The organism is uncultured Albimonas sp., assembly GCF_963977235.1.
In the GTDB taxonomy this organism is placed as follows: Bacteria; Pseudomonadota; Alphaproteobacteria; order Rhodobacterales; family Rhodobacteraceae; genus Albimonas.
Genome location: NZ_CAXBOD010000011.1, coordinates 25,211 through 50,424, shown reverse-complemented (window position 1 = coordinate 50,424; position 25,214 = coordinate 25,211). Strand labels below are relative to the sequence as shown.

Here is a 25,214-nt window from a genome sequence, read left to right as displayed (position 1 = left end):
CGCTAGCGCAAGCCCTCGCCGCGTGCGAGACAATTGTGCTGCACTGCGTCATTCCCGAGAGTATGGTGCAGGCGTGCAAGCGTCGCAAGAACGGCGCGGGGCGGCGCAAGGCTTGCGCCGAGCAACGATCTGGAGGGATTGCGCGATGGCGAAGGCGACGCTGACCATCTCCTCGAAGAACTACGGCGCCTGGTCCCTGCGCGGCTGGCTGCTGTGCAGGATGGCGGGCCTCGACTTCGAGGAGCTGCCCGTGGACATGGACGACGCCGACCAGCGGCAGGAGCTGCTGCTGCTCAGCCCCTCGGTGCTGGTGCCGCGTCTGGTGGACGGCGAGGTCACGGTCTGGGACACGCTGGCCATCGCCAACTACCTCAACGAGGAATACCCCGAGGCGCGGCTGCTGCCCGACGGCAAGGCCAAGCGGGCGCACTGCCGGGCGGTGTCGGGGGAAATCCACTCGGGCTTCTACAACATGCGCTCGGCCCTGCCGATGAACCTCAAGGCGCAGCACAAGAGCTTCAAGATCTTCTCCGGCGCCCGCCCCGACGTGGAGCGGGTGAAGGAGATCTGGAGCGAGTGCCTCGAGGCCTACGGCGGGCCGTTCCTGTTCGGGCGCCCGACCATGGCCGACGCCATGTGGGCGCCGGTCTGCACCCGCTTCCGGACCTACGCGGTGCCGCTGGACCCCAAGCTGCAGGCCTACTGCGACACGGTGTTCGAGTGGGACCTGATGAAGGAATGGACCGAGGGCGCCATGGCCGAGCCCGACGAGATCGTCGAGCTGGAAGTGGAGTTCTGAGGGGGGGGGCTTTCCCCGCGCCCTGTCGCGAGCCGGCCGCCGGCCGGTCGCAGGCGCCGCGTCGGGCCGCGCGCCCGTGGGCGCCGGTCGCCCGCGGCGCGCGGCAGGCGTGGCGCCTTGTGGGCCTTGCCGCCGGCGTTGCGCCGGAGTCGTTTTTCTGGTGTTGCGCCCGAGAGGCTTTGCTGATGGTGCGCCTGGGACGCCTTGCTGGCGTTGCGCCGGAGGCGCCGCGTCGGGCCGCGCGCCTGTGAAACGCGGGCCGCTCGCGGCGCGCGGCAGGTGTCGCGCAGGGGCTCGGCCGTCTTCGCGCCCGTGGCGCGGGGGCCTTGCCGGCGGTCTCGCCCGGGCGACGTGCGGGCTTTCCCCCCATTTCAACTCGCCCTAGTCTCACCTGAACGGCGGGCCGCATCGAAGTCCGCGCCGAGGCCCCGTCCGAGGGCCCGCAGGGGAGGATGAGGGATGAACGCGAAGCGGGTGCTGATCGCGGAGGACGAACCGCATATCGTCGAGTCCCTGCGGTTCATCCTGTCGCGAGAGGGCTACACGGTCGACGACGCCGGCGACGGCGAAAGCGCCTGCCGATCCCTGGCCGCCGAGCGGCCGGACCTGGTTATCCTCGACGTGATGCTGCCGCTGCTGAACGGGTTCGAGGTGCTGCGCCGGCTGCGCGCCGATCCCGCCACCACCGGCCTGCCGGTGATCATGCTGACCGCCAAGGGCCAGGCCCAGGACCGGCGCACCGCCGAGGACATCGGCGCCGACGCCTTCATCACCAAGCCCTTCTCCAACCGCGACGTGGTGGATCATGTGCACCGCCTCATCGCCGGCTGAGCGCCGCCCGCCCCGCGGGCGATCCGCCCGCACGCGCCCCTCGGGGCGGCCGTGAGCGCGTCCGGCGGGGCGCCCGCGCCGCCCGATCCCGCCGCCGCGGGCGGGTCGGAAGGGCCTCGCCCCCGATTCCTGCGCCGACGCCGGGCCGAGGCGCTGGCCGCCATCGTGCCCATCGCCGCGTTCCTCGCGCTGATGCCGCCCTTCGTGCGGGTCTTCGCCCATGACGGGCGGGTGCTGGGGGCGCCGGCGGCGCTGGTGTTCCTTCTGGTGCTGTGGGCCGGGCTGGTGGTCGTCACGCGGATGCTGTCGCGTCGCCTGATGCGGCGCGATCCAGAGCCGTGAGCGCGCGATGAGCGGCGTCTCGACCGACCTGCTGCTGGGGGTCTGCCTGCTCTATGTCGCGGCGCTGTTCGGGGTGGCCTTCTGGGCCGACCGGCGGATGCGGCGGCCGGGCGGGGACTGGCTGACCTCGCCGCTGGTCTACACGCTGTCGATCTCGGTCTACTGCACCTCCTGGACGTTCTACGGCGCCGTCGGCTCGGCGGCGCGGGGCGGGCTCGAGTTCGTGGCGATCTACACAGGCCCGGCGCTGGTCTTCGCGGGCTGGTGGTGGATGCTGCGCAAGATGGTGCGCATCGGACGCTCGCAACGGATCACCTCCATCGCCGACCTCCTGTCCTCGCGCTATGGCAAGAGCCCGGCGATCGCGGTGCTGGTCACGCTGCTCGCGGTCGTCGCCTGCACCCCCTACATCGCCCTGCAGCTCAAGGCGGTGACCGAGAGCTTCGCCCTCTTCGCCGTTCCGGGCGCCGAGGAAGGGGGAGTCGCCGCCTTCTGGGTCGCCGCGGGAATGGCGGTGTTCACGATCCTGTTCGGCACGCGCTCGCCCGACGTGAACGAGCGGCATTTCGGCGTGGTCGCGGCCATCGCGGTCGAGGCGCTGGTGAAGCTCGCGGCGCTGACGGCGGTGGGCGCCTTCGTGGTCTTCGGCCTCTATGACGGGGTCGGGGCGACGATGGCCGACATGACGCCCGAGCTTCTGCAGCTCGACACCACCTTCAATTCCCGCTGGGCGGTGATCACCCTGTTGTCGGGGGCCGCGATCCTGTGCCTGCCCCGCCAGTTCCAGGTGACGGTGGTCGAGAACGACGACGAGCGCAGCCTCGCCACCGCCTCTTGGCTGTTCCCGCTGTATCTGCTGGTGATGTGCCTCTCGGTGCTGCCCATCGCCGCCGCCGGCCTGCGGCTGATGCCCGAGGGGGCGAACCCCGACCTCTTCGTGCTGTCGCTGCCGCTGGCCGAGGGCAAGACGGCGCTGGCGATCTTCGTGTTCCTGGGCGGGTTCTCCTCGGCGACCTCGATGGTGATCGTCAGCTCCATCGCGCTCTCGACCATGGTCTCGAACCACATCGTCACGCCCCTGGCGCTGCGGGCGCGGGCGGAGTCGGAGGCGTTCTCGGGCGACGTGCGGCGCATCGTGCTGCTGGGGCGGAGGGGCTCCATCGTCGGCGTGCTGGCGCTGGGCTTCCTGTGGCACCAGGCCTCGGAGGGGAACGCGGCGCTGGCCTCCATCGGGCTGATCGCCTTCCTGGGCGCGGCGCAGTTCCTGCCGCCGCTGATCGCGGGGCTCTATACCCGCCAGGCGACGCGTCTGGGGGCGCTGGCGGGGCTGGCGGGGGGGGCGGCGGTCTGGGCCTGGACCCTGCTGCTGCCCGCCGCGGGCCTTCCGGCGGAGGTGATGGCGAACGGCCCCTGGGGGATCGGCCTGCTGCGCCCGCAGGCGCTGCTCGGCCTCGAGGGGATGGACCCGCTGGTTCACGCCACCTTCTGGAGCCTGAGCGCCAACGTCGCCCTGCTGACCGTCGGCTCACTGCTGCGCGAGCCGAGCCCCCTGGAATGGCTGCAATCGGCGATCTTCGTGGACGTGTTCCGAACCGGGGACGACGACACCGCGGGGGTTCTGCGCCGCTCGGCCGCCTCGGAGGACCTGTTCGTGCTGGCCCAGCGGATCCTTGGGGCCGAGCCCGCCCGCCGCCTGTTCCTCGACGCCGCCGCCGAGCAGGGCCGGGAGGAGGGCCTGCCCGCCCCCACCGACCATTTCGTGCAGCGGCTGGAACGCGAGCTTGCGGGCTCGGTCGGCGCGGCCACCGCCCATGCGATGGTCACCAAGGCCGCAGGGAACGAGACGATCTCGCTGACCGAGCTGATGCGCATCGCCGACGAAACGGTGCGGATCATGGAGTATTCCCAGGAGGTCGAGCGCAAGTCGGGCGAGCTGGAGCGCGCGCTCGCCCAGCTGCGCGAGGCCAACGCCCGGCTGCGGGAGCTGGACGCCCAGAAGGACGACTTCCTTTCCCAGGTCAGCCATGAGCTGCGCACCCCGATGACCTCGGTGCGCAGCTTCTCGGAGATCCTGCTCGAGGCCGGACAGATGGACGGGCCGGAGGCGCAGCGCTTCCTGCGCATCATCCACGACGAGAGCCTGCGCCTGACTCGCCTGCTGGACCAGATCCTGGATCTTTCCGTGCTGGAGCGCGGACAGGTCCGCCTGCCGGTCGCCCCCACCGACGCCGCCGACGCGCTGCGCCGGGCGGTGGACACCGTGCGCGGCGTCACCCGCGAGGCGAAGGCCGAGGTGCAGGTTCGCGTCGACGAGCCCGAACTGTGGGTGCAGGGAGAGCCCGACCGCCTGGCGCAGGTGTTCATCAACCTGCTGTCGAACGCGGTGAAGTACTCCAACCGCGCGCAGCCGCAGGTCTGGGTCGAGGCGACGCGCGAGGGGGGGCAGGTGGTGATCGCGATCCAGGACGACGGTCCCGGCGTGATCGAGGCCGACCGCGAGCGGATCTTTCAGAAGTTCTCCCGCGGCTGGGACCGCAAGGATCCCGGCGGCGCGGGCCTGGGCCTGGCGATCAGCCGCGAGATCCTGCGCCGCTTCGGGGGCGACCTGACCCTCGCCCGCCCGCAGGCCGGCGCCCGCTTCGAATGTCGCCTGACCGCCGCCGATCGTCCCGCAGACGCGGCGGCGGCCGAGTAGGGCGACGCCGGCGCCAGACCCTCGAGCCGTCGTCCGCCTTGCGCAGGAGGCCCCGGGTCAAGCCCGGGGGGCGCGCGCGCACCCGACCGGGCCGGGTCCGCGCTCAGTTGCTGAGCGCGCCGGCCGCCTCCATCGCCATGGGGGCGAAGCGGCGGCGGAAGTCCGCCTCGTTCCACTCCGACAACGAGCCCGCGATGTGGACGGCGCCGATCGGGCGGCCGTGGCGGTCGCGGATCGCGGCGGCGAGCGCGATCTCGCCCAGCAGCGCCTGCTCGACGCCCAGGCAATAGCCGTCCGCGCGGCTCTGCTCGATCGCGGCGCGCACCGTGGCCGGGTCGGTCTCGGTCTTCGGGGTCAGCCGGGTCATCACCGAGCGCGAGAGGATGTCGTCGACCTCCTCGTCCGAGAGCAGCGCCAGGCAGGCCCGCCCGCCCGAGGTCGCATAGGTCGGCTGCCGCCGACCGGCGAGCGTCGCGTAGAAGGTTTCGCGCTTCGATTGCATGCGGGTGGCGTAGACGATGGACAGGCTGTCGTTCATCGCGTCGAACAGCGACAGGTCCACCCGCTCTTCGGCGGCCTTGCGCAGGTCGGTCAGCACCGGGGTCGCCCGCTCGATCAGCTCGTTCGAGCGGAGGTAATCGAAGCTGCGGTCCAGGAACAGCCGGCCCAGCTTCAGGCGGCCGGTCTCGGTCTGCTCGAGGTAGCCGCGGCTGAGCAGGGTCTGGCCGATGCGCTGGGCGGCGGACTTGTTGATGCCGGCGGCCTCCGCGATCTCGCCCAGCGACATCGGGCGCGGCGCGGCGGCATAGGCCTCGATCACGTCCAGCGCGCGGCTGACCGACTGCAGGAACAGGCGGTCGTCGATCGTGGGAAAGCGGTGCGGCTGGCTCATGCGCGTCCTCGGGTCGGGGCTCTGGTCTCGGGGCGCGGCGGCCTCGATCGGGCGGAGGTCGGCGCGGAACCGCCGGGCGGGACGGGGCGGCGAGCCGGGGGCGGACGCCGACCTCGGCTCCGGACCGGGCGCGCCGGGGCGTCCGGCTCGGCCCGGCCATATCGAAACTCGATGCGGCCGACTTGATTTCATGCTTCTGCACGCCCGGAGCATTGTCAAGCGCGCGTCTGCGGCAGCGCAGCATATGCCGCGCGCCGACCGGCCGGCAGAGAAATTTCTTGCCCTGCGCCGCCGCGCCTGACTTCCATGTCCCCAAAAAGCAAGGCCGCCTTATCCATCGCGGTCTGGAGGACCCAGGAGAATGCCCATGACCGACGCCCCGCGCGAGGAGATCCTCGAGCCCGATCTGCCGATCATCGACCCCCACCACCACCTGTGGCGCGGCCGCGCCTCGCACGAGCAGCCGCCCGTGCACGGCTTCAACAAGGTGCTGGAGATGGTCCCGAACTACATGTTCGACGACATGCTCGCCGACATGAACGCGGGCCATGACGTGCGGGCGACGGTGTTCGTGGACTGCCGGGCCTTCTATCGCGCGGACGCTCCCGAGGGATTCGACACGCTCGGCGAGACCGAGTTCGCCAATGGCGTCGGCGCCCTGTCGGCGAGCGGCCTGTTCGGCCCCAAGCGGGTCTGCGCCGGCATCGTCAGCCGGGTGGACCTGACGCTGGGGGACCTCGCGGGCGCCGTGCTCGAGGCGCACATGCACCGCGCCCCCGACCGTTTCCGCGGCATCCGCAACGTCGGCGCCAACGACGAGGACCGCGAGGTCTCGGGCCCGATGCACGGGCGGGCGCCGGCGGGGCTGTATCTCGATTCCACCTTCCGCAAGGGGTTCTCGCATCTCCAGCGCCTGGGGCTCAGCTTCGACGCCTGGGTGTTCGAGCCGCAGCTGGGCGACGTGGTGGACCTCGCCCGCGCCTTCCCCGAGACCTCGATCATCCTCGATCACGTCGGAACGCCGGTGAACATCGGCCGCTGGGCCGGCACGCTGGAGGAGCGGCGGCCGCAGTGGCTCGCCTCGATGAAGGCGCTGGCCGAGTGCCCCAACGTGACGGTGAAGCTTGGCGGCCTGGCGATGTCCTTCTGCAACCTCGAGGGCTTCCTGTCCGAGCCGCCGGCCTCCTCCGAGGTGCTGGCGAAGGCCTGGGCGCCGTGGATCGAGCCCGTGATCGAGGCCTTCGGCGCCGAGCGCTGCATGATGGAGAGCAACTTCCCCGTCGACCGCGGCGCCTGCACCTATGCGACGCTGTGGAACGCGCTGAAGCGGGTCGCCTCGGGCGCCTCGGCCGAGGAGAAGGCGGCGCTGTTCCACGGCACCGCCTCGCGGATCTACCGGGTGGCGCTGCCGAGCGCCTGACCCGGGGTCTGACGCTGCGGACCCCTGCGCCGCGGGATTGACCCGCGGCGCGATCCCCTCTTCCCTGCGCGGCAACGAACAGGAGGAGAGATCATGCGCGTCGTGGAAGCCACCGGAGACGGCCTCGCCGCCGTCGGCCCCGCCGACCGGCCCGAGCCCGCGGCCCCCGCCCCGGGCGAGGTGAAGCTGCAGATGCTGGCGATGTCGGTGAACCCCGCCGACCTGCTGCTGCTCGAGGGCCGCTACGGGGTGAAGCCCGAGCCGCCCTTCATCCCCGGCGCCGAGGGCGTGGCCCGGGTGATCGAGGTCGGCGAAGGCGTCACGGATCTTGCGGTCGGAGACCTCGCGATCCCGCTGCCCGGCCCCGCCTGGGTCGAGCGGATGACCCTGCCCCGCGCCGCCGTGGTGCCGATCCCCGCCGATGCGGACCTCGACCAGGCGGCGATGCTGAAGGCCAATCCCGCGACCGCGCTGGCGATGCTCAAGGACATCGTGGGACTCCAGCCGGGCGACTGGGTGGCGCAGAACGCCGCCAACTCGGCCGTCGGGGTGAACGTGATCCGGCTGGCCAAGGCGCTGGGGCTGAAGACCATCAACGTGGTGCGCCGCCCGGGACCGGAGGAGCGGCTCTATGCGCTCGGCGCCGACGCCGTGCTGGTGCATGACGGCGAGGGGCCGCCGCCCGCTGCGCCGGGCCGCGCGAAGCTCGCCTTCGACGCGGTTGGCGGCTGGGGGACGGAGGCGCTCGCGAAGCTGTGCGACGAAGGCGCGGTGATCGCCAACTACGGCCTGCTGTCGGGCGAGCCCTGCCGGATGGATCCCTCGCATCTCGTGTTCCGGGACATCGCCCTGAAGGGGTTCTGGCTGAGCAAGTGGTTCCGCGACCAGCCCCGCGAGAAGGTCGCCGAGACCTACGCCTTCCTGGTCGAGCGTCTGAAGACCGGTGAGATCGGCGCCCCGGTCGCGGCCCGCTACCCGCTGGACCGCGCAGCCGAGGCGGTGGCCCACGCCGCGCGAGACGCGCGCGACGGCAAGGTGCTGCTGATCACCGAGGCGCATCCCGACGCCTGATGCGCCGGCCGGGGGGGGCCTTGGTCCCCCCCGGTGAAGGCGGGGCAGGAGGCGCCCTGCGGGCGGGCCTGGACCGGTGGCGACGGGGGCGCCTGGAGACGCGGAGGCCGCTTCAAGACTCACCCGAGAACAGGCCCCGCGCCTGTCCTCCGGATCCGTCCGTCGCTGTTGATGCCTGAGCGACTCGCCCGCCCCGGTCAAGGACAAGCCCCTTCGGGGTCGCTTCGCGATCCCTGACCGGGGCGGACGAGTCGCTCTGATCGGCATCAGCGACGGACGGCTCCGGAGAACAGGCGCTCTGCGAGGGTGATGGGCGCGGCGCCGGCGCGTGGCGGGCGGGGCGCGGTCAGTCGGGGGGGAGACGGTCGGGGGCGGGGGCGATGTCGAGCGCGTGGGCGCCGAGGTCGCGGAAGGCGCGCTGGCGGCAGCTGAGCACGATGATCTGCATGTCGCGGGCCTGGCGGTGCAGGGCCCGGAACATCCGCTCGATCCGGTCGTCGTCGGTGTGGACCAGCGCGTCGTCGAGGATCACCGGGGCGGGCTGGCCGCCGGTCGCCAGCATCCGCGCGAAGGCCAGCCGCACCAGGATCGCCACCTGCTCCTGCGTGCCGCCCGAGAGGCTGTCGAACGGCTCGTCGGCGCCGCGGCGCAGGAGGGCGGCGGGGGCGACCTCGGCCTCGTCGAAGCGGAGGTCCGCGTCCTCCCAAAGCAGGGCCAGCAGGGGGCGCAGCTCTGCCATGACAGGGGCGAACCAGCGGTCGCGGGCCGCGGAGCGGGCCTCGTCCAGCGCCGCCAGAAGGCGCTGAAGGACCTGCGCCTCGAAGCCCAGGCGGTCCGCCGCGGCCACCGCGCGGGCGCGGCGGGCGCGGGCGTCGGCCAGTTCCTCCTCGACCGCGTCGGAGGCGAGCATCTCGATCCGGGTGCTCAGCTCGATCTGCTGCTTTTCCAGCCGCTCGCGGCTGTCGGCGGCGTTGCGGGCGACGCCGCGGGCGCGGGCGAGCTCGGCCTGCGCCGCCTCGAGATCGGGAGCGGTGTCGGCGAAGGTCCTGCGGGCGGCCTCGGCGTCCTCGAGGGCGGTTTCCTCGTCGGCGATGCGGGCGGCGAGGGCGTCGGCGTCGCGCTCGGCCAGGGCCTCCAGCGCCAGGCGGGCGCGGTCGAGGCGGGCGGCGGCGGCGTCCGCGGCGGCGGCGGCGCGGGTCTCGACCTGCTCGGCGGCGCGGTCCTCGCGGTCGGCCTCTCGTTGGGCGGCGACGGCGGTCGCGTGGGCGGCGCGGGCGGTCTCTGCGGCGGCCTGGGCCTCGGGGACGGGGGGGGCCTCGGTCTCGGCCGGCGCAGGCAGGGCGGCGAGGGCCTGGCGCAGCGCGGGCAGACCGTCGGGGGCGAGGGCGGCGAGGCGGGCCTCGGCCTCCCGACGGCGGGAGTCGGCGTCCTGGCGGCGGTCGAAGGCGGCGCGGGCGGCGGCGAGGCTCGGCTGGCCCAACGCCTCCAGCGCCTGGGTCAGGGCCTGTTCGGCGGCGGTCACGGCGCCCGCGTCGCCCGCGCCGCGGCCGGGCTCGATCGAGAGGGCGCCGAGGCCGCGCAGCTCCACCACCGCGCCCCCGGGGATCGGCAGGCGGGCGCCCTCGGCCAGAGGCGCCCCCTCCAGGGTCACGGCGCCCTCGGCCCCGGGGGCGTGGCGCATCACCAGCGCCATCGCCTCGCGGTCGCGGGCGGCGCGGCGGGCGCGGACCTCGCCGGAGAGATCTTCCAGCTTCCGCAGGGCCTTGGCGTCTGGGCCGAGGCGGGCCTCGGCCTCCGCCGCCTCGCGCTGCTGGCGCAGGGTCTCGGCGGTGGCGAGCGCGTCGGTCAGCGACTTGCGGCGACGGCGCTGGTCCTCGGCGCGGTCGGCCTCGTGGGCGCGGGCGAGCGCGCTGTCGGCCTCGACGCGGGCGGCGGCGGCGGTCTCGGCGGTTTCGCGGGCGGCGCGCAGGGCCGCGTCGGCGGCGCGGCGCTCGGCGGCGGCTGAGGCGTGGGACTTTGCGGCCTCGGCGGCGAGGGATTGCGCCTCCTCCCGCTCGGCCTGCGCGGCGTGCAGGCGGGAGAGGCGGTCGCGGGAGGCGTCGAGCGCCAGGCGCGCCATGGTTTCGGCGCTCAGCGCGGCGCGCAGACGCTCGGCATGTCGCTCGGCGTCGGCGTGGGCGGTCAGGGCGGCCTGGAGGGCGGCCTCGCGGGCGGCGACGGCCGCGGGCTCGGTCAGCTCGGCCAGTTCGCGGCGCACCGCGCGGCGGCGGGCGAGGTCGTCGTGCAGGCGGGCGGCGTCGGCTTCGAGGCGCGCAACCTCCAGCTCCAGCGCCTCGGCCTCGTCCTGGGCGGCCTTCCAGGGGCCGCCGGTCTTTGCGCGCCCTGTGGTGGTGGCGAGGCGGTCGAGCTCCGCCTGCGCCCGCGCCCGGGCCCGGTCCATGCGGCGGCCGCCGGTCATCGCCTCGACCTCGCCGGTGACCGAGGACAGCAGGTCGCGCCGCAGGCCGGGGTCGCCGCCCAGGCCCTGCTCGCCCTGACGCACCCACAAGAGGCCGGCGGGGCCGCGGTTGTCGGCGGCGCCGACCAGGCGGGCGATGCGGGCCTCGGCCTCGTCGGCCTTGGCCTCCAGCTCCGGGGCGCCGCCGCCGGGGGGAACCCGGCGGACCTCGGCCATGGGGCGCGAGAACCAGCGCTTGGCGATCTCGAAGCGGCCGTCCTCGGTCTCGATCTCGACCGTCACCTCGGGGGCGCCGCCGACGCGCGGCCGCAGGGCCTTGGCTTCCTTCGCCTGGGAGCGGTGGGGGAGGAAGAAGGCCGCGTGCAGGGCGTCGAAGAGGGTCGACTTTCCGGCCTCGTTGGGGGCGCAGAGAAGGTTGAGCCCGTCGCCGACGCCCTCCACCGCGACGGGGCGGTCGAAGCGGCGCACGTCGGTGAGGCGGATGGCGCGGATCCTCATGCCTCCGTCTCCCGCAGCAGGCCGAAGAGGCGGGCGAGGGCCGCGCGCGCCACGTCGCGGTCGGCGGCCGAGAGGGCCTCGGCCCGGGTTTCTGCGTCCAGCGCGTCGGCGGCGGCGCGCAGGGCGCCGGCGCGGTCGATCTCGTCGAGGTCGCCGGGGGCGGCCTCCAGCGCCAGGGCGGCGTCGGCCAGTTCGAAGAAGCCGAATTCGGGGGCGTGACGCTCGGCGCAGGCCGTCAGGGCGGCCCGCTCGGCCAGGCCCAGGCGGCCGGTGGCGCGCACCCGCATCAACGTCTCGCGCCGGGCGGCGGAGGGGGGGAGCAGGCGCTCCAGCTCTTCGGCCGCGTCGACGCCGGGCAGGAGGGGAAGCTCGGTCTCGGTCCACGCGAAGGCGCCGACGGGGACGGGCTCGACCTCGGGCAGGGCGCCGCGGGCGGGGAGGGCGACGGCCAGGCACTCGCCGCGGCCGGCATGGCGGAAGCCGTCGCGCTCGGGCGAGCCGGGATACCAGGTGCGCGGCGTGACCTGCACGCGCCCGTGCCAGTCGCCGAGCGCGAGATAGTCGAGCCCCGCCCGCTCCGCCCGGTCGGGGGCGATCACGTCGTGGGGGTCGTCGTCGCCAAAGCGCGTGACCCCGCCGTGGGCGAGGCCGATGCGGAGGCCGCCGGGGTCTGCGGCGGTCTCCATCCACTCGGTCAGGTCGCGGCCGGGATAGCGGCGGGTGGAGGGGGCGCTGAGCAGGTGCACGCCGGGGGCGATCTCCTCGCAGCCGGCCTCGCGGATCAGGTGGACGTTGTCGGGGCGGCGGCGGGCCAGCCGGTCCCACAGCGCCTCGGCCGCGAGGCTGTCGTGGTTGCCGGGCAGCAGGCGCCAGCGGATGTCGGATTCGGCGCCCATGGCGGCCAGCGCCTGGCGCCAGACGGGGTCGGAGGGCGTCTCTGAGTCGAACACGTCGCCCGCCACCAGAACCTCCTGCGCGCCATGCGCGCGCGCGGCGGCGGCGAGGCGCGCGAGACTGGCGTGCCGCGCCTCCTGCAGGCGTCCGCGGATCTCCTCGGGCCAGGTCGAGAAGCGGCGGCCGAGGTGCAGGTCCGAGGCGTGGATGAAGCGGAAGGCGGTCATGGGCTCCGGCGGGTGTCTGGGATCGGGGCGCCACCCTGCGGCCTGGGGGTGACGGAAACGGTCATGTATTGGGCGGGCGCTGCGATTCGGGCTCGTGCGCGGGGCGCGCGCCTGCCATCAACCATGACCGGAACCGTCATGGAAGACGCAGGAACCCGCCGATGTCCTTCGCCAAGGCCCGCCAGCTTCTGCATCTCGCCGAGATGGCGGCGGCCCGCCATGGCGGCGTCACGCTTCAGGACATCGCCGAGGCCTTCGCCGTCGACCACCGCACCGCCCAGCGCATGGCCCGCGCGCTGGAGGACTGTTTCGGCGAGGTCGAGGTCCGCGTCCTGCCCGACCGTCGCCGCGCCTGGAAGCTGCGCGATCCGGGCCCGGCGCGGTTCCAGGGGCTGGAGGACGAGACGCTGGCCGCGCTCGACATCTCCATCCGCGCGGCGGAGCGGGGCGACACCGCCGCCGACGCCGCCGCGCTGAAGCGCCTGCGCGACCGGCTGATCGCCCACGCCCCCGCCCGCGAGGCCCGCCGCGCCGAGACCGACGCCGAGGCGTTGCTGGAGGCGCGCGGCTTCGTCGCCCGTCCCGGCCCGCGCACCCGCGTCGATCCCGGGGTGGCCGAGGTCGTGACCCATGCCCTCAAGGGCCCGTTCCGCCTGCGCATCCTCTATGTCACCCCCGGCGGCGCCCCGCCCGCGCCGCGCATCGTCGAGCCTCACGGCCTGCTGGTCGGCCCGCGCCGCTACCTCGTCGCCCGCCAGCCCGACCGGGGGCCGGAGCTGCGCCACTTCCGCATGGACCGCATCCGCGAGGCGGAGGCGCTGGCCGACAGCTTCGCCCGCGCGCCGGATTTCGACATCGACGCCCACGCCGCCCGCGCCTTCGGCCTGTTCCAGTCGGCGCGCGAGTTCGGCGAGGTGGTCTGGCGCTTCGCCCCCCGCGCCGCCGCCCACGCGCGCGAGTTCGTCTTTCACCCCGATCAACAGGTCGAGGAGACCCCCGAGGGCGCCCTGATCGTGCGCTTCCGCGCCGCCGGCTGGACCGAGATGGCCTGGCATCTCTACCAGTGGGGCGACTCGGTCGAGGTGCTGGCCCCCGAACCCCTGCGCCGGATGGTCGAGAACCACCGCCGCAGCGACTTCGAGGTGCTGCCCTGAGGCCCCGGGGCCCCTCTCACGCCCACATGTCGCGAAGCTGGGCGGCGACGTCGATGGGGGCGGGGGCCTCGGAGCCCTGCGGGAGGGGCGACCAGGCGACGCTCTCGAACCGGTCGAGGATCTCGCGCGGAATGAAGCGGGTGCGCATGGCGTAGACGTGGCGGTCGCCGTTGCGCGCCTGCTGGGTGACGTGAAAGCGCAGCGGCAGGCCCAGCGACAGCCGGTCCTTCGCCCGGGTCATCGCAACGTAGAGCAGCCGGCGCTCCTCCTCCAGCTCCGCCGCCGTCCCGGTCCCCAGATCCGAGGGGATGCACCCGTCCACCGCGTTCAGCAGGTGGACCGAGCGCCACTCCTGCCCCTTGGCCGAATGGATCGTGGACAGGATCACATAGTCCTCGTCCTTCAGCGGCACGCCGGCCTGGGCGCTGGTGGCGTCGGGCGGATCGAGGGTCAGCTCGGTCAGGAATGCCTCGGCCGAGGGATAGCCGGCGGCAATCTGCTCGAGTTGCAGGAGGTCGGCGCGGCGGGCCTCGGCGTCCTCGTGGATGCGGTCGAGGTGGGGGTCGTACCAGGCCCGCGCCCGACCGAGCGCGGCCGGCCACTCGGCGCGGCTCGCGAAGGCCGCGACAAAGCCCGGCCAGTCGGCCCCCGCCCGCGGCGGCGGCGCCACGTCGGCCAGCGCGGCATGCGGCTCTGGCGCGAGGTCGAGCGCATCCAGGATCCGCCCCGCCGCCGCCGGCCCCACGCCCGGGATCAGCTGCAGCACCCGGAAGCCCGCCACCCGGTCGCGCGGGTTCCGCCCGAAGCGCAGGAAGGCCATCAGGTCCTTCACATGCGCGGAATCGAGGAACTTCAGCCCGCCGAACTTCACATAGGGCACGTTGCGCCGGGTCAGCTCCGCCTCGACCTGGGCCGAGTGCGACGAGGTGCGGAACAGCACCGCCTGATCGCGCAGGCGCAGCCCCTCCTCGCGATCCTCGAGGATGCGGTCGACGACGTGGCGGGCCTGGTCGGCCTCGGTCTCCAGGGTCACCAGACGCGGCTTCTCGTCCGAGGCGCGCTCGGTCCACAGCTCCTTGGCGTAGCGCTCGCGCGCGAGCCCGATGACGGCGTTGGCGGCGGCGAGGATGGGGGCGGTGGAGCGGTAGTTGCGCTCCAGCGTCAGCACCTGCGCGCGGGGGGAGAAGGCGTCGGGGAAGTCGAGGATGTTGCGCACGGTGGCCGCGCGGAAGGCGTAGATCGACTGGGCGTCGTCGCCCACCGCCGTCACCCCGCGCCCGTCGGGTTTCAGCGCCATCAGGATGCGCGACTGCAGGCGATTGGTGTCCTGGTATTCGTCGACCAGCACATGATCCCAGGCGGCGCCCACATGGGCCGCGAAATCGGGGTCCGACATCACCTGCGCCCAGGCCAGCAGCAGGTCGTCGTAGTCCATGACCCCCTGCGCCTGCTTGGCCTTCACATAGGCCGCGAACAGCTGCTTGAGCTCGGCCTCCCAGGCGGCGCACCAGGGGAAGTGCTCGGTCAACACCTCGGGCAGGGGCGCGCGCGCGTTCACCACGCGCGAGTAGATCGCCAGGCACGTGCCCTTGGCCGGGAAGCGGGCGGCGGTCTTCGACAGGCCCAGCCCGTGCCGGCACAGGTTCATCAGGTCGGCGCTGTCCTCTCGGTCGTGGATGGTGAAATCGGGGTTCAGGCCGATGGCGCGCGCATTCTCGCGCAGGATCCGGGCGCCGACGGCGTGGAAGGTGCCGGCCCAGGTCAGCGCCTCGGCCGCGACGCCGCCGCCGAGCGCCCGGGCGGCGATCCGCTCGACCCGCCGGGTCAGTTCGGTCGCCGCGCGGCGCGAGAAGGTCATCAGCAGGATCCGTCGCGGGTCGGCGCCATTGACCAGCAGATGCGCCACCCGGTGCGCCAGCGTGCTGGTCTTGCCCGAGCCCGCGCCCGCGATCACCAGCAGGGGGGGAGGGATTTCGCCCGGCGCGATTCCGAACGTCGCCGCCGCGCGCTGCTGCGCGTTCAGGCCCGCTAGATGGCTCGCCTGCTGCATGGTCCGTCCCGTCCGCTCGCCTCGGTGGTCGAGGGGATGTTAACGGATCGCGAACATTGTGGGAACATGCTCGGCGTCCTGCCGCATCGTCAGGCGGCGTCTCCGGGGCGCGGCGCCGGGCGGCGGCGGCCGCTCCGGGCGCGCCGATGTCGTGGCGCGGGTTGACGCCTGCCCTCAGGACCCGCAAAGCCCCGGGGCTCCCCCCGACGCCAGGGCGCAGGTCCGCGGGCGGAGAGCATCCCAGGCCCCGGAGTCGCCGATGACCCTGTCCTATGCCGATGTCGCCCGGGCGCGCAGCGCCATCGCCGACGCGACCCTGCTGACGCCGACCGTTCCCGCCACGCGGCTGTCGCTGCAACTGGGCTTCGAGCTCTACCTGAAGCTCGAGAACCTCCAGCACACCAACGCCTTCAAGGCGCGCGGCGCGCTCGCCAAGCTGCTGAGCCTGTCGGCGGAGGAGCGGGCGACCGGCGTGATCGCCTGCAGCGCGGGCAACCACGCGCAGGGCGTGGCCTATCATGCGACCCGGCTGGGGGTGCGCTCGGTGATCGTGATGCCCCACGGCACCCCCTTCAACAAGATCAAGCGCACCCAGGATTTCGGCGCCCGGGTGGAGCTGCACGGCGCCAACTTCGAGGAGGCGATGGCCCACACCCATGAGCTGATCGCGCGCGACGGTCTGGTCCTGATCCACCCGTTCGACGATCCGATCGTGGCGGCGGGGCAGGGCACCGTGGCCTGCGAGATGCTCGAGCAGGTCCCCGACCTCGACGCCATCGTGGCGCCCATCGGCGGCGGCGGGCTGATCGCGGGCATGTCGGTGGCCGCCAAGGCGCTGAAACCCTCGATCGAGGTGATCGGCGCCCAGGCCCTGCTGTTCGACGCGGTGAAGGCCCGCATCGAGGGGAGCGCCACGCATTTCGGCGCCGCGAGCCTCGCCGAGGGCATCGCGGTGAAGGCCCCCTCCGAGGCCAACGTCGCGGTGATCCGCGAGAACGTCGACCGCATCGAATCGGTCACCGAGGAGGAGATCGAGACGGCGGTCTTCGACCTGCTGTCCAACGAGAAGCTGGTGGTCGAAGGGGCCGCCGGCGCCGGCATGGCGGTGGTCACCAAGCTCGCGCCCGAGCTTCAGGGCCGCAAGATCGGTCTGGTGATCTGCGGCGGCAACATCGACTCGCGCATCCTGTCCTCGCTGATCCTGCGCGGGCTGGTGCGCGACGGCCGCATCGCCCGCCTGACCTTCGAGATCGACGACCGCCCCGGCCAGCTCGCCGAGATCAGCCGCGTGATCGGCGAGGCCGGCGCCAACGTGATCGAGGTGATCCACCAGCGCATGTTCCAGAGCGTGGCGCTGAAACAGGCCGAGCTCGACGTGGTGCTCGAGGCCCGCGACCGGTTCCACGTCCGCGAGATCGTCGACGACCTGCGCGGCCGCGGCTTCCAGCTTCGCGCCGAGGGCGACTGACCGCCCCCGACGCGGCCCGGCGCGCGACCCCGCCCCTCACGCGTCGAGGGGCTGGCCCTCGCGCGCGGCGACATAGTCGCGAAGCAGCTCCCGCTTGAGGATCTTGTTCACCCCGCTCATCGGCATCGCCTCGCGGAACTCGACGCTGCGGGGGATCTTGTAGCCGGCGATGCGGGCGCGGCAGTGGGCGATGATCTCGGCCTCGCTCAGCGCGGCGCCCCGGTCGAGGACCACGACGCCGTGGACCGCCTCGCCCCATTTGGGGTGCGGCACGCCGATGGCGGCGGCCATGTTCACGCCGGGCAGCGACAGCATCGCGGCCTCGACCTCCGAGGCGTAGACGTTCTCGCCGCCCGAGATGATCATGTCCTTGAGCCGGTCGATCACGTAGACGAAGCCGTCCTCGTCCATCCAGCCCACGTCGCCGGTGTGCATCCAGCCCTCGCGCAGGGTTTCGGCGGTTTGCTCGGGGCGATTCCAGTAGCCGGCCATGACCAGCGGGCCGCGGGCGCAGATCTCGCCGCGCTCGCCCGGCGGCAGGCGGCGGCCGTCGGGGTCCTGGATCTCGACGTCGCACGACAGCACCGACTGTCCGGCCGAGCGCCAGCGCCCGGCCTCGCGATGCGCCGGCAGGTTCCATTTCGAGGGCAGGATGGTGATGCAGGCGGTCAGCTCGGTCATGCCGTAGGCGTGGTGGATGCGGATTTCGGGAAAGGCCGCGAGGATCTCGTCCAGCAGCGCCGGCGCCATCGGCGCGGCTCCGTAGATCAGCTGGCGCAGCGATCCCAGGTCGGCCGTCTCCATCGAGGGGTGATCGAGCAGCATCCGGAACATCGAGGGCACGAAGTTCGCGAGTGTGACCCCGTGCGTCTCGATCGCGGCCAGCGCGTCGCCGGCGTCGAAGCGGGGCAGCACCACCACGCAGCCCCCGACCACGAAGGCCGGGATCAGCGCGCAGGTCGCGGCGACGTGGAACAGCGGCGAGGCGCACAGCGCGACCGTGTCCTCGGTCATCTCCATCATCGTGGCGTAGCTGAAGGCCATGAACCACAGGTTCGCGTGGGTGTGCATCACCCCCTTGGGCGTGCCCGAGGTGCCGCCAGTGTAGAAGATCCCCGCCAGATCCTGCATCCCCACGTCCGCCGGCGGGATGCGCGGCGCGGCGGCGAGCAGCGTCTCGTAGTCGGCCAGCGCCGCGGGGCCGGGCCCGTCGCCGGCCCGCACCAGCCGGCGCAGGGAGGGGGCGGCCTCCTGCAGCCCCTGAGCCACCGGCATCCGGGCGTCGTCGGCCAGCAGGACCGAGGCCCCGGCGTCGGCCACGATCGCGGCCAGCTCGGGCGCGGCGAGGCGGTGGTTCAGGGGCACGATCACCGCTCCGATCCACGCGCAGGCGTAAATCAGCTCGACATAGCGGTGGGAGTTGTCGGCCAGGATCGAGACCCGGTCCCCTCGCGCCACCCCCAGCCCCACCAGCGCGCCGGCGAGCCCCGCGACCCGGTCCTCGACCTGGGGCCACAGGAACGCGTGGTCGGCGTGGACGAGGCCCAGCGCGCCGGCCCGGCAGCGGGCATTGCGGCGGATCATCTGAACGAGGCTCATGACAGCAGCTCCTGGACGCGGGCGGAGGTCTCGGCGTTGGGGGGCGCGGAGTCGGGGGTTTCGGAGGCGGGGGCCAGCTCGCCGACCAGCCGTGCGAGGTGGTCGTCCGCGGTCCCCATCCGCGCGCCCTGCACGCAGATGCGCTTGAAGCAGCCGCCGACCTCGCAGTCCTCGGTCAGGCCCATGCCGCCGTGCAGCTGGATCGCCTGCCCGCCGACGAGAAAGGCCGAGCGGTCGAGGCGCGCCTTCATCCGCGACATCGCCCGACGCCGCGCGGCGGGGTCGGGTTCGGAGAGGCTCTCGATCCCGTGCTCGAGCAGGGCGCGGGCGCGCTGGATCTCGACCAGCATCTCGGCGAGCCGATGCTGGATCGCCTGGAAGCGGATCAGGGCCTGACCGAACTGGCGGCGCTCCGCGACGTGATCCCGCGCCAGCCAGAAGGCGCGGTCCATGGCCCCCAGCGTCTCGGCGCAGGCGTCGACAAGGGCGTGCTCGAGCGCGCGGTCGAGGGCCGGCGCGAGGTCGCGCTCGGGCGCCTCGGCCGGCGCGACGCGGGCCTCGGCCTGCGCGTCGTCGAGGATCACGTCCGCGGCCTGGCGGTCGTCCAGCGTGCGGCAGGCGTGGCGGGTCACGCCCTCGGCCGCGGGGGCGAGGAGGAACAGGCCCAGCGCGCCGCTTGAAAGGCGGGCCGGCACGACCAGCAGATCCGCCTCCGGGCCGCCGAGGACAACCCGCGCGCGGCCGCTCAGCCGCCAGCGCTCGCCGTCCGGCCGGGCGCGGAAGCCGCAGGCCGCGGCGTCGGGGCCGTCATGGACGAGGATCGGAAGCAGCTCGCCCGCGACCGTCGCCGAGAGCCGCTCGGCCTGCCCCGCCGGATCGGCGAAGGCCAGCGCCCGGGCGGCGGCGACGGCGGGGGCGAGGGGCTCGCTCAGCAGGGCGCGGCCGGCGGCCTCGGCGATCTCGGCGCTCTCGCGCGGGCCGCCGCCGAAGCCGCCGGCGCTTTCGGGCAGGCCGGCGCCGAGCCAGCCCTGCTCGGCGATCAGGGACCAGACCGCCCCCCCGCGCACCGGCTGGCCGAGGCGGGCGCGGCGGGCCTCGCGGCCGGCAAGGCGCTCGGCGAAGCGGGAGAGGCTGTCGCGCAGCATTCCCAGATCCTCCGGGACCGGGGGGCGGGCGGAGGCGGCGTCGGCGCCCTCGATCGCCTTGGCGATGATGCCCTTCTGCACTTCCGAGGAGCCGCCGTAGATCGTGGCGGCCCGCCGGAACAGGCTTTCGGCGGCGATGCCGCGGCCCGCCTCCGGCCCGGGTTCGGCCATCGGCGCGGCGGGGTCGGTCAGGTCGTGATAGACCGCGCCGTAGGGGCCCAGCGCCTCGCGCGCGAAGCGCTGGGTGGCCTGCAGCAGCTCGGTCCCCTGCAGCTTGAGGATCGAGGGCGTGGGCAGGCCGGGCGCGCCGCGGCCGTCAAGCTCCAGCTCCACGCCCACGCGCAGGGCCGCGAGGTCCATCTCCAGCTCCGCCAGCCGGGCGCGGCGCAGGGGGTCGGCGATCAGGGGGCGCCCGTCGGGGGCGGGGGTCTCCAGCACCGCGCGCAGGCGGGCGATCTCACGCGCGTTGCGCGGGGCCTCGGCGGTGCGCACGCGCTCTCCGGCCAGCAGGCGCTTGGCGCAGGTCCAGCCCTGGCCCTCCTCGCCCAGCCGGTCCTCGACCGGCACGCGGACATTGTCGAAGAACACCTCGCACAGCGATTGGCCGCCGTCGATCAGCGGGATCGGGCGCACGGTCACGCCGGGAAGATCCAGCGGGAACAACAGCATGGTGATGCCCTGCTGGGGCCGACCCTCGGTCGAGGTGCGCACCAGGCAGAAGATCCGGTCGCAGTAATAGGCGTCCGAGGTCCAGATCTTCTGCCCGTTCACGACGTAGTGGTCGCCCTCGCGCGCCGCCCGCGTGGACAGCGAGGCGAGGTCGGAGCCCGAGCCCGGCTCGGAGAACCCCTGCGCCCACAGTTCGCGCCCTTCGCGGATGGCGGGCAGGTACTTCGCCTTCTGCGCCTGCGTCCCGAACTCGGCGATCAGGGGGCCGGCGAGGTCCACGGTCTGGATGTGCAGCGAGGGCGCGCCGGCGCGAAAGCTCTCCTCCTCCAGCACCAGCAGCTGGCGGGCGGTCCAGCCGGCGCCGCCGTGTTCCTTCGGCCAGCCGGGGGCCGACCAGCCGCGCCGCGCCAGGATTCGGGCCCAGCCGAGATAGTCCTCGCGCCCCGGATGCACCGCCGTGCGGTTCCGCGCCGCCATCTCGGGGGGCATGTTCTGCGCGATGAAGCGCGCGACCTCGTCGCGGAACGTCTCCGCCGCGGCGGCGGGCGCCGGCTGGGCCATGGGTCGTCTCCTCCTGTGGGTGCGGGGCGCGTCGAGGCGTCCCGTCGGGATCTTGCGCCGGCCCGTCGCGCGGGCCGACGAGGTGTCGCGCGGCGCTCAGGCCGCGGCGGCGGTGCGGCGGGCGAACTCCACCACCTGGGCGCCGACGAGGCGCAGCTGGCCCTCGATCTCGGGGTCGGTGCAGCGGCCGTCCTCGTCGAACAGGCCTTTGCGGCCCTGCACGCAGGCGCCGTAGGGGGTGGGCCAGCCGCGCAGCGAGTGCACGATCGAGCGCAGCGCCACCATCGTCGTGGCCCCGGCCTGGCCGCCGTAGGCGGTGGCCACCAGCCCCACCGCGACGCCGTCGATGTAGGGGCGGGGATCGGAGGCCGTCTCCTGCAGGTGATCGAGCGCGTTCTTCACCAGCCCGGAGACCGAGCCGTGATAGGCGGGGCTGGCGATCACCAGCCCGTCGGCCCCGCGCACCGCCTCGACCAGGGCCTGCGCCTGCGCGCAGGCCTCGCCCGCTCCGTAGTGGGGCAGGGCCGAGAGCCAGGCGCCGTCGACCATCCGCACCTCGCCGCCGGCGTCCGCGGCGCCCTGAAGGGTGATGCGCAGCGCCTTCTCGGTGCTCGATCCCGGCTGCGTGGCGCCGCCGATGCCGAGGATTCGGGTCATGTCGCAGGTCTCCGCGTGGTTGGGGTCAGGACAAGGACGGCGCGCCGCGGCCTTCGGGACAGGGAGGTCCCCCGAACGCGGCGCGCCGATCCCCGGATGCGACGCTCAGAGCCCGTAGCTCGTCGCGTCGATCCGGGAATGCAGTTCGCGCCAGTAGACATCGGCCAGCGCCTGCTGGTCGTCGACGCCCTCCACCAGGGGGATCCAGCGCTCCATCAGCTCGCCCAGGCGGGCCACGACCGCCTCGCCGTCCGCGTAGCCGAAACGCTCGGCGTAGCTGGCAACGATCGCGTCGAGGTCCTGGCGCAGGTAGGCGCGCGAGGCTTCGGTCAGGGCGGGCGTGTCGTCATGCACCGCGATGCCCTGGTCCTTCGCGGCGGCGAGGCTCGCCTCGGCCTCCTGCTGATAGCGCGAGAACAGCCCCGCCGAGATGTCCGCGGCCCCGCGCAGCACGGCCGCGCGCCCGGCCTCGTCCAGCCCGCGCCAGGCGTCGAGGTTCATCGAGGCCGCGGCTGCCATGAACACGCCCCCCGGGACGGTGGTGGTGACGTCGGTGGCGACCTCGGCGAGGCCAAAGCCCTTCAGCTCGGCGGCCGACATCGAGGTGCAGTCGACCACGCCCTGGCTCAAGGCCTCGAACACCTCGTTGCCGGGGATCGAGACGGCGGTGGCCCCCAGGCCCGAGACCCAGCGCGACCAGAAGGCGCCGCCCGCGCGGATCCGCAGACCCGACAGGTCTTCCTGCGTCGCGACCGGCCTGGTGCAGATCAGCGTGTTGCGGGTGCCCGAACTGGCGGCCAGGAAGATCTGGTTCTGGGCCGCGAATTCCTCGCGGCAGGTGTCGCACTCGGTCAGGATGTATTCCGACATCGCCCCGATCAGCGCCTTGGAGCCGGTCAGCGGATCGGGCGCGTCCAGCTCGCCCAGCGCCACCAGCTCCATCACGAAGTTGGTGCGCGGCAGCTCCGAGAGGAAATAGGGCGTGGCGATCAGGGTCAGGTCGCCGATGCCGTCGCGCACGCCCGAGAGCGCCTCGGCGAAGCTGAGCAGGTTCATCGGATAGACCTTGGCCTCGAGCGCGCCGTCGGTGCGCGCGGAGAGGTCCTGGGCGAAGGCCTGGTAGGTGAGGTCGCCGGCGCTGCCGGGCGGGTAGCCCACGGCGACCTTCAGGGTTTCGGACATCGCGGGGCTCGCCGCGGTCAGGACGGCGCCAAGCGTCGCGGCGCACAGGGACAGGCGGTTCAGGGACAGGCGGTTCATGGGGTCGTCTCCTCCGTTGGACCGGGCGCTTCTGGTCGCCCTTTGGCCTTGTCGTCGCGCCGCCCCGGTCGGGGGCGGCGCGCAGGGGTCACAGACCGTAGGCCGCGGGATCCACGCGCGAGTGAACCTCGCGCCACAGGACCTCGGACATCTCCTCCGCGCCGGTCACGTTCTCGACCAGCGGGACCCAGCGGTCGAACAGCTCGGTCAGGCGGGCGTAGATCTCGGGCGCGGTCTCGACGCCGCGGTTGTCGCGGTAGTTCTCGACGATCGCCTGAAGGTCGGACTGCAGGTAGGCCTCGGACTTCGCCACCAGCTCGGGATCCGCGGCGCGGATCTCTCCGCCGTAGGACAGCGCCTTCTTCACCCCCGACTTGTCGCCCTCGCGGAAGCTCCAGTAGAGCTCGGCCGAAAGGTCGGCGGCCGCGTGCAGCATCGCCTTGCGCTGGGCGTCGTCGAGGCCGCGCCAGGCGTCGAGGTTGACGTTGGCGAGGTCGGAGTAGGAGCCCCCGCCGGGGAACGAGGTGTTGATGAAGGGCGCCACCTCGGCCAGTCCGAATTCCTCCAGCGCGTAGGGCGCATTGGTGGTGCACTCCAGCACGCCCTGGCTCAGCGCCTCGAACTCCTCGTTGCCGCTCATGGTCACCGGGGTGGCGCCCATCGCCTTCACCCAGCGCGCGTAGAACGAGCCGCCGGCCCGGATGCGCACGCCCTCGAGCTGCTCGGCGGTATAGACCGGCTTCGCGCACAGCAGGTTGTAGCGCGACGAGGTGCCCGCGTTCAGCGCCACCTGGTTGTGGGCCGCCGCCTCGGACCAGCAGGCCTCGCACTCGAGCAGCATGTACTCGTTGATCGCGCCGATCAGCGCCATCGCGCCGACGTCCTTGTCCTCGGCGCGCACCTCGCCGAGGCCGACCAGCTCATGCAGCAAGTTGGTCACTGGCAGTTCGGAGGGGAAATAGGGGCTCGGCACCAGCGCCACGTCCGCGATCCCGTCGCGCAGGCCCGGCAGGCTTTCCTTGAAGCTCAACAGGTTGAGCGGATAGACCTTGCCGGTCAGCGTGCCGTCGGAATACTCGTCGAGATGCTGGACGAAGTTCTGGTAGAGCGTGTCGCCCCGCCCCCCCGGCGGGAAGCCGATGGCGACGCGCAGCGTGTCGGCGGCGAGGGCGGGCAGCGCGACAAGGGTCAGCGCCCCCGCAAGCGCGAGCCGGAGCCCAGGCGATCGGGTCTTGAGCATGGTGGTTTCCTCCCGGTTGACGGACGGAGCGTCGCCCCGTCCCGATTGTTCGCTTCGGCCTGTCGCGCGGCCCGCGTCTGCGGCGGGCTCTGTGGCGTGCGACAGGCGTATGGCGGACGGCGACCCGGCCGGGCCGCCGCCCGTCTCAGTCGACGGGACGGCGCGCGACGATGCTCAGGCCGTATCCCTCGATCGCGGCGGGCTTGACCTCCGAGGAGGTCAGCAGCTCCAGCCGCCGGGCGCCCAGTTCCCGCAGGATCTGCGCGCCGACGCCGTAGTCCCGCAGCGCCTCGCTGCGGGCGGCCTCCTCGCCCAGGCCCCGGATCCGGTCCGAGATCCAGGTCGGGCTCGAGGCGTGGACGAAGACCAGCGCCGCGGGCCCGTCGTGCTTCGCGATGGCCCGCATGGCGCGGCCGACATAGTCCTCGCGCGCCTCCGCGTGGCCCAGCAGGTCCGCGGCGAGGTCGATCTGGTGCATTCGCGCCAGCACCGGACGCTCTGGGTCCTCGCCCACGGGGCCTCGGGTCAGCGCGACATGCTCGGATCCGTCGAGCCGGTGGCGGAACACATGCAGGGTGAAGTCGTCGCCGTGGCGCGAGGGAAAGGGGGCGCGGTGCACCCGCTCGAGGTGCCGCTCGGTCCGGCGGCGGAAGGCGATCAGGTCGGCGATGGCGCCGATCTTGAGCCCGTGCTGCTCGGCAAAGACGCGCAGCTGGGGCAGCCGCGCCATCGAGCCGTCCTCGTTCATGATCTCGCAGATCACCCCGGCGGGGGGGCGGCCGGCGAGGCGCGCGATGTCGACCGCCGCCTCGGTGTGGCCGGCGCGGACCAGCACGCCGCCGTCGCGGGCGATCAGCGGAAACACGTGGCCGGGCGAGGCGAGGTCGGTGGCCCGCGCCCCCGGCGCGATGGCCGCGGCGATCGTGCGCGCGCGGTCGGCGGCCGAGATGCCGGTGGTCACCCCCTCGCGCGCCTCGATCGAGACGGTGAAGGCGGTCTCCCGCCCCGCCCGGTTGGTCTGGGGCTGCGGCGCGAGGCGCAGCGTCTCGACCCGCCCGCGGTCAAGCGCGAGGCAGATCAGGCCGCGGGCATGCAGCGCCATGAAGGTGATCGCGCCCGCATCCGCGGCGTCGGCCGGGATCACCACGTCGCCCTCGTTCTCGCGGTCCTCGGCGTCGACCAGGATGAAGGGCCTGCCGGCCCGCGCCTCTGCGATGATCGCCTCGATGGGGCTGAGGCCGGAGGCTTCCACCTGTTGCGTGCGGACGGCAAGCGTCATGATGC

At 73.5% G+C, this 25,214-nt stretch carries 18 protein-coding genes; 8 read left to right on the top strand and 10 right to left on the bottom strand.

Going from position 1 to position 25,214, the window contains the following annotated elements; genetic code table 11:
• Positions 1–145: 145 nt before the first annotated feature.
• From AAC134_RS08275 to AAC134_RS08260, 4 genes are all read left to right on the top strand, one after another.
• A complete protein-coding gene (locus AAC134_RS08275; protein WP_339948603.1) occupies positions 146–799 on the top strand; it encodes a glutathione S-transferase in 654 nt (217 codons plus the stop codon).
• A 459-nt stretch (positions 800–1,258) separates the two neighbouring features.
• Positions 1,259–1,630: a response regulator gene (locus AAC134_RS08270; RefSeq protein WP_339948602.1), complete on the top strand. Its 372-nt coding sequence runs from the start codon at positions 1,259–1,261 to the stop codon at positions 1,628–1,630.
• A 51-nt stretch (positions 1,631–1,681) separates the two neighbouring features.
• Positions 1,682–1,972 (top strand): hypothetical protein, encoded by a 291-nt coding sequence (locus tag AAC134_RS08265; protein ID WP_339948601.1) that lies wholly within the window; start codon positions 1,682–1,684, stop codon positions 1,970–1,972.
• Positions 1,973–1,979: 7 nt separating this feature from the next.
• A complete protein-coding gene (locus AAC134_RS08260; RefSeq protein WP_339948600.1) occupies positions 1,980–4,667 on the top strand; it encodes a sensor histidine kinase in 2,688 nt (895 codons plus the stop codon).
• Positions 4,668–4,770: 103 nt separating this feature from the next.
• Here the strand turns inward: AAC134_RS08260 and AAC134_RS08255 are convergent, their stop codons facing one another.
• Positions 4,771–5,559: an IclR family transcriptional regulator gene (locus AAC134_RS08255; RefSeq protein ID WP_339948599.1), complete on the bottom strand. Its 789-nt coding sequence runs from the start codon at positions 5,557–5,559 to the stop codon at positions 4,771–4,773.
• A 367-nt stretch (positions 5,560–5,926) separates the two neighbouring features.
• Between AAC134_RS08255 and AAC134_RS08250 the strand changes: the two genes are divergently transcribed.
• Complete coding sequence (locus AAC134_RS08250; RefSeq protein WP_339948598.1) at positions 5,927–6,979, top strand: amidohydrolase family protein; 1,053 nt, start codon at positions 5,927–5,929, stop codon at positions 6,977–6,979.
• A 93-nt stretch (positions 6,980–7,072) separates the two neighbouring features.
• Complete coding sequence (locus tag AAC134_RS08245) at positions 7,073–8,050, top strand: 2-enoyl thioester reductase domain-containing protein (RefSeq protein WP_339948597.1); 978 nt, start codon at positions 7,073–7,075, stop codon at positions 8,048–8,050.
• Between the two features lie 346 nt (positions 8,051–8,396).
• On the opposite strand, the gene AAC134_RS08240 is transcribed toward AAC134_RS08245, so the two are convergent.
• Together AAC134_RS08240 and AAC134_RS08235 are read right to left on the bottom strand one after the other, a co-directional pair.
• On the bottom strand, positions 8,397–11,006 hold the full coding sequence (locus tag AAC134_RS08240) for an AAA family ATPase (protein ID WP_339948596.1): 2,610 nt from the start codon (positions 11,004–11,006) through the stop codon (positions 8,397–8,399).
• Positions 11,003–12,127: a DNA repair exonuclease gene (locus tag AAC134_RS08235; RefSeq protein WP_339948595.1), complete on the bottom strand. Its 1,125-nt coding sequence runs from the start codon at positions 12,125–12,127 to the stop codon at positions 11,003–11,005. Before AAC134_RS08235 ends, AAC134_RS08240 begins: the two co-directional genes overlap by 4 nt.
• 161 nt (positions 12,128–12,288) lie before the next feature.
• Here AAC134_RS08235 and AAC134_RS08230 point away from each other — a divergent pair, with 161 nt between their 5' ends.
• Positions 12,289–13,281 carry a WYL domain-containing protein gene (locus tag AAC134_RS08230; RefSeq protein WP_339948594.1) on the top strand — a complete coding sequence of 331 codons (993 nt, stop codon included), beginning with the start codon at positions 12,289–12,291 and terminating at the stop codon, positions 13,279–13,281.
• Between the two features lie 16 nt (positions 13,282–13,297).
• Here the strand turns inward: AAC134_RS08230 and AAC134_RS08225 are convergent, their stop codons facing one another.
• On the bottom strand, positions 13,298–15,331 hold the full coding sequence (locus AAC134_RS08225) for an ATP-dependent helicase (protein ID WP_339948593.1): 2,034 nt from the start codon (positions 15,329–15,331) through the stop codon (positions 13,298–13,300).
• A 259-nt stretch (positions 15,332–15,590) separates the two neighbouring features.
• On the opposite strand from AAC134_RS08225, the gene AAC134_RS08220 reads away from it, so the two are divergent.
• On the top strand, positions 15,591–16,799 hold the full coding sequence (locus tag AAC134_RS08220; RefSeq protein ID WP_339948592.1) for a threonine ammonia-lyase: 1,209 nt from the start codon (positions 15,591–15,593) through the stop codon (positions 16,797–16,799).
• Between the two features lie 36 nt (positions 16,800–16,835).
• Here the strand turns inward: AAC134_RS08220 and AAC134_RS08215 are convergent, their stop codons facing one another.
• The 6 genes from AAC134_RS08215 to ribB all read right to left on the bottom strand — a co-directional run bounded on the left by AAC134_RS08215 (position 16,836) and on the right by ribB (position 25,209).
• Entirely contained in the window at positions 16,836–18,398 is a 1,563-nt protein-coding gene (locus AAC134_RS08215) for a long-chain fatty acid--CoA ligase (protein WP_339948591.1), read from the bottom strand.
• Complete coding sequence (locus AAC134_RS08210) at positions 18,395–20,773, bottom strand: acyl-CoA dehydrogenase family protein (RefSeq protein WP_339948590.1); 2,379 nt, start codon at positions 20,771–20,773, stop codon at positions 18,395–18,397. Before AAC134_RS08210 ends, AAC134_RS08215 begins: the two co-directional genes overlap by 4 nt.
• A gap of 96 nt (positions 20,774–20,869) precedes the next feature.
• Positions 20,870–21,430 carry an NADPH-dependent FMN reductase gene (locus AAC134_RS08205; protein WP_339948589.1) on the bottom strand — a complete coding sequence of 187 codons (561 nt, stop codon included), beginning with the start codon at positions 21,428–21,430 and terminating at the stop codon, positions 20,870–20,872.
• A 105-nt stretch (positions 21,431–21,535) separates the two neighbouring features.
• The gene (locus tag AAC134_RS08200) at positions 21,536–22,690 is read right to left on the bottom strand and encodes a C4-dicarboxylate TRAP transporter substrate-binding protein (RefSeq protein ID WP_339948588.1); all 1,155 of its coding nucleotides are present in this window, start codon (positions 22,688–22,690) and stop codon (positions 21,536–21,538) included.
• 88 nt (positions 22,691–22,778) lie between these two features.
• Positions 22,779–23,930, bottom strand: coding sequence for a C4-dicarboxylate TRAP transporter substrate-binding protein (locus AAC134_RS08195; RefSeq protein WP_339948587.1), 1,152 nt, complete (start codon positions 23,928–23,930; stop codon positions 22,779–22,781).
• 145 nt (positions 23,931–24,075) lie between these two features.
• The gene (gene ribB, locus AAC134_RS08190) at positions 24,076–25,209 is read right to left on the bottom strand and encodes a 3,4-dihydroxy-2-butanone-4-phosphate synthase (RefSeq protein ID WP_339948586.1); all 1,134 of its coding nucleotides are present in this window, start codon (positions 25,207–25,209) and stop codon (positions 24,076–24,078) included.
• Positions 25,210–25,214 lie beyond the last annotated feature (5 nt).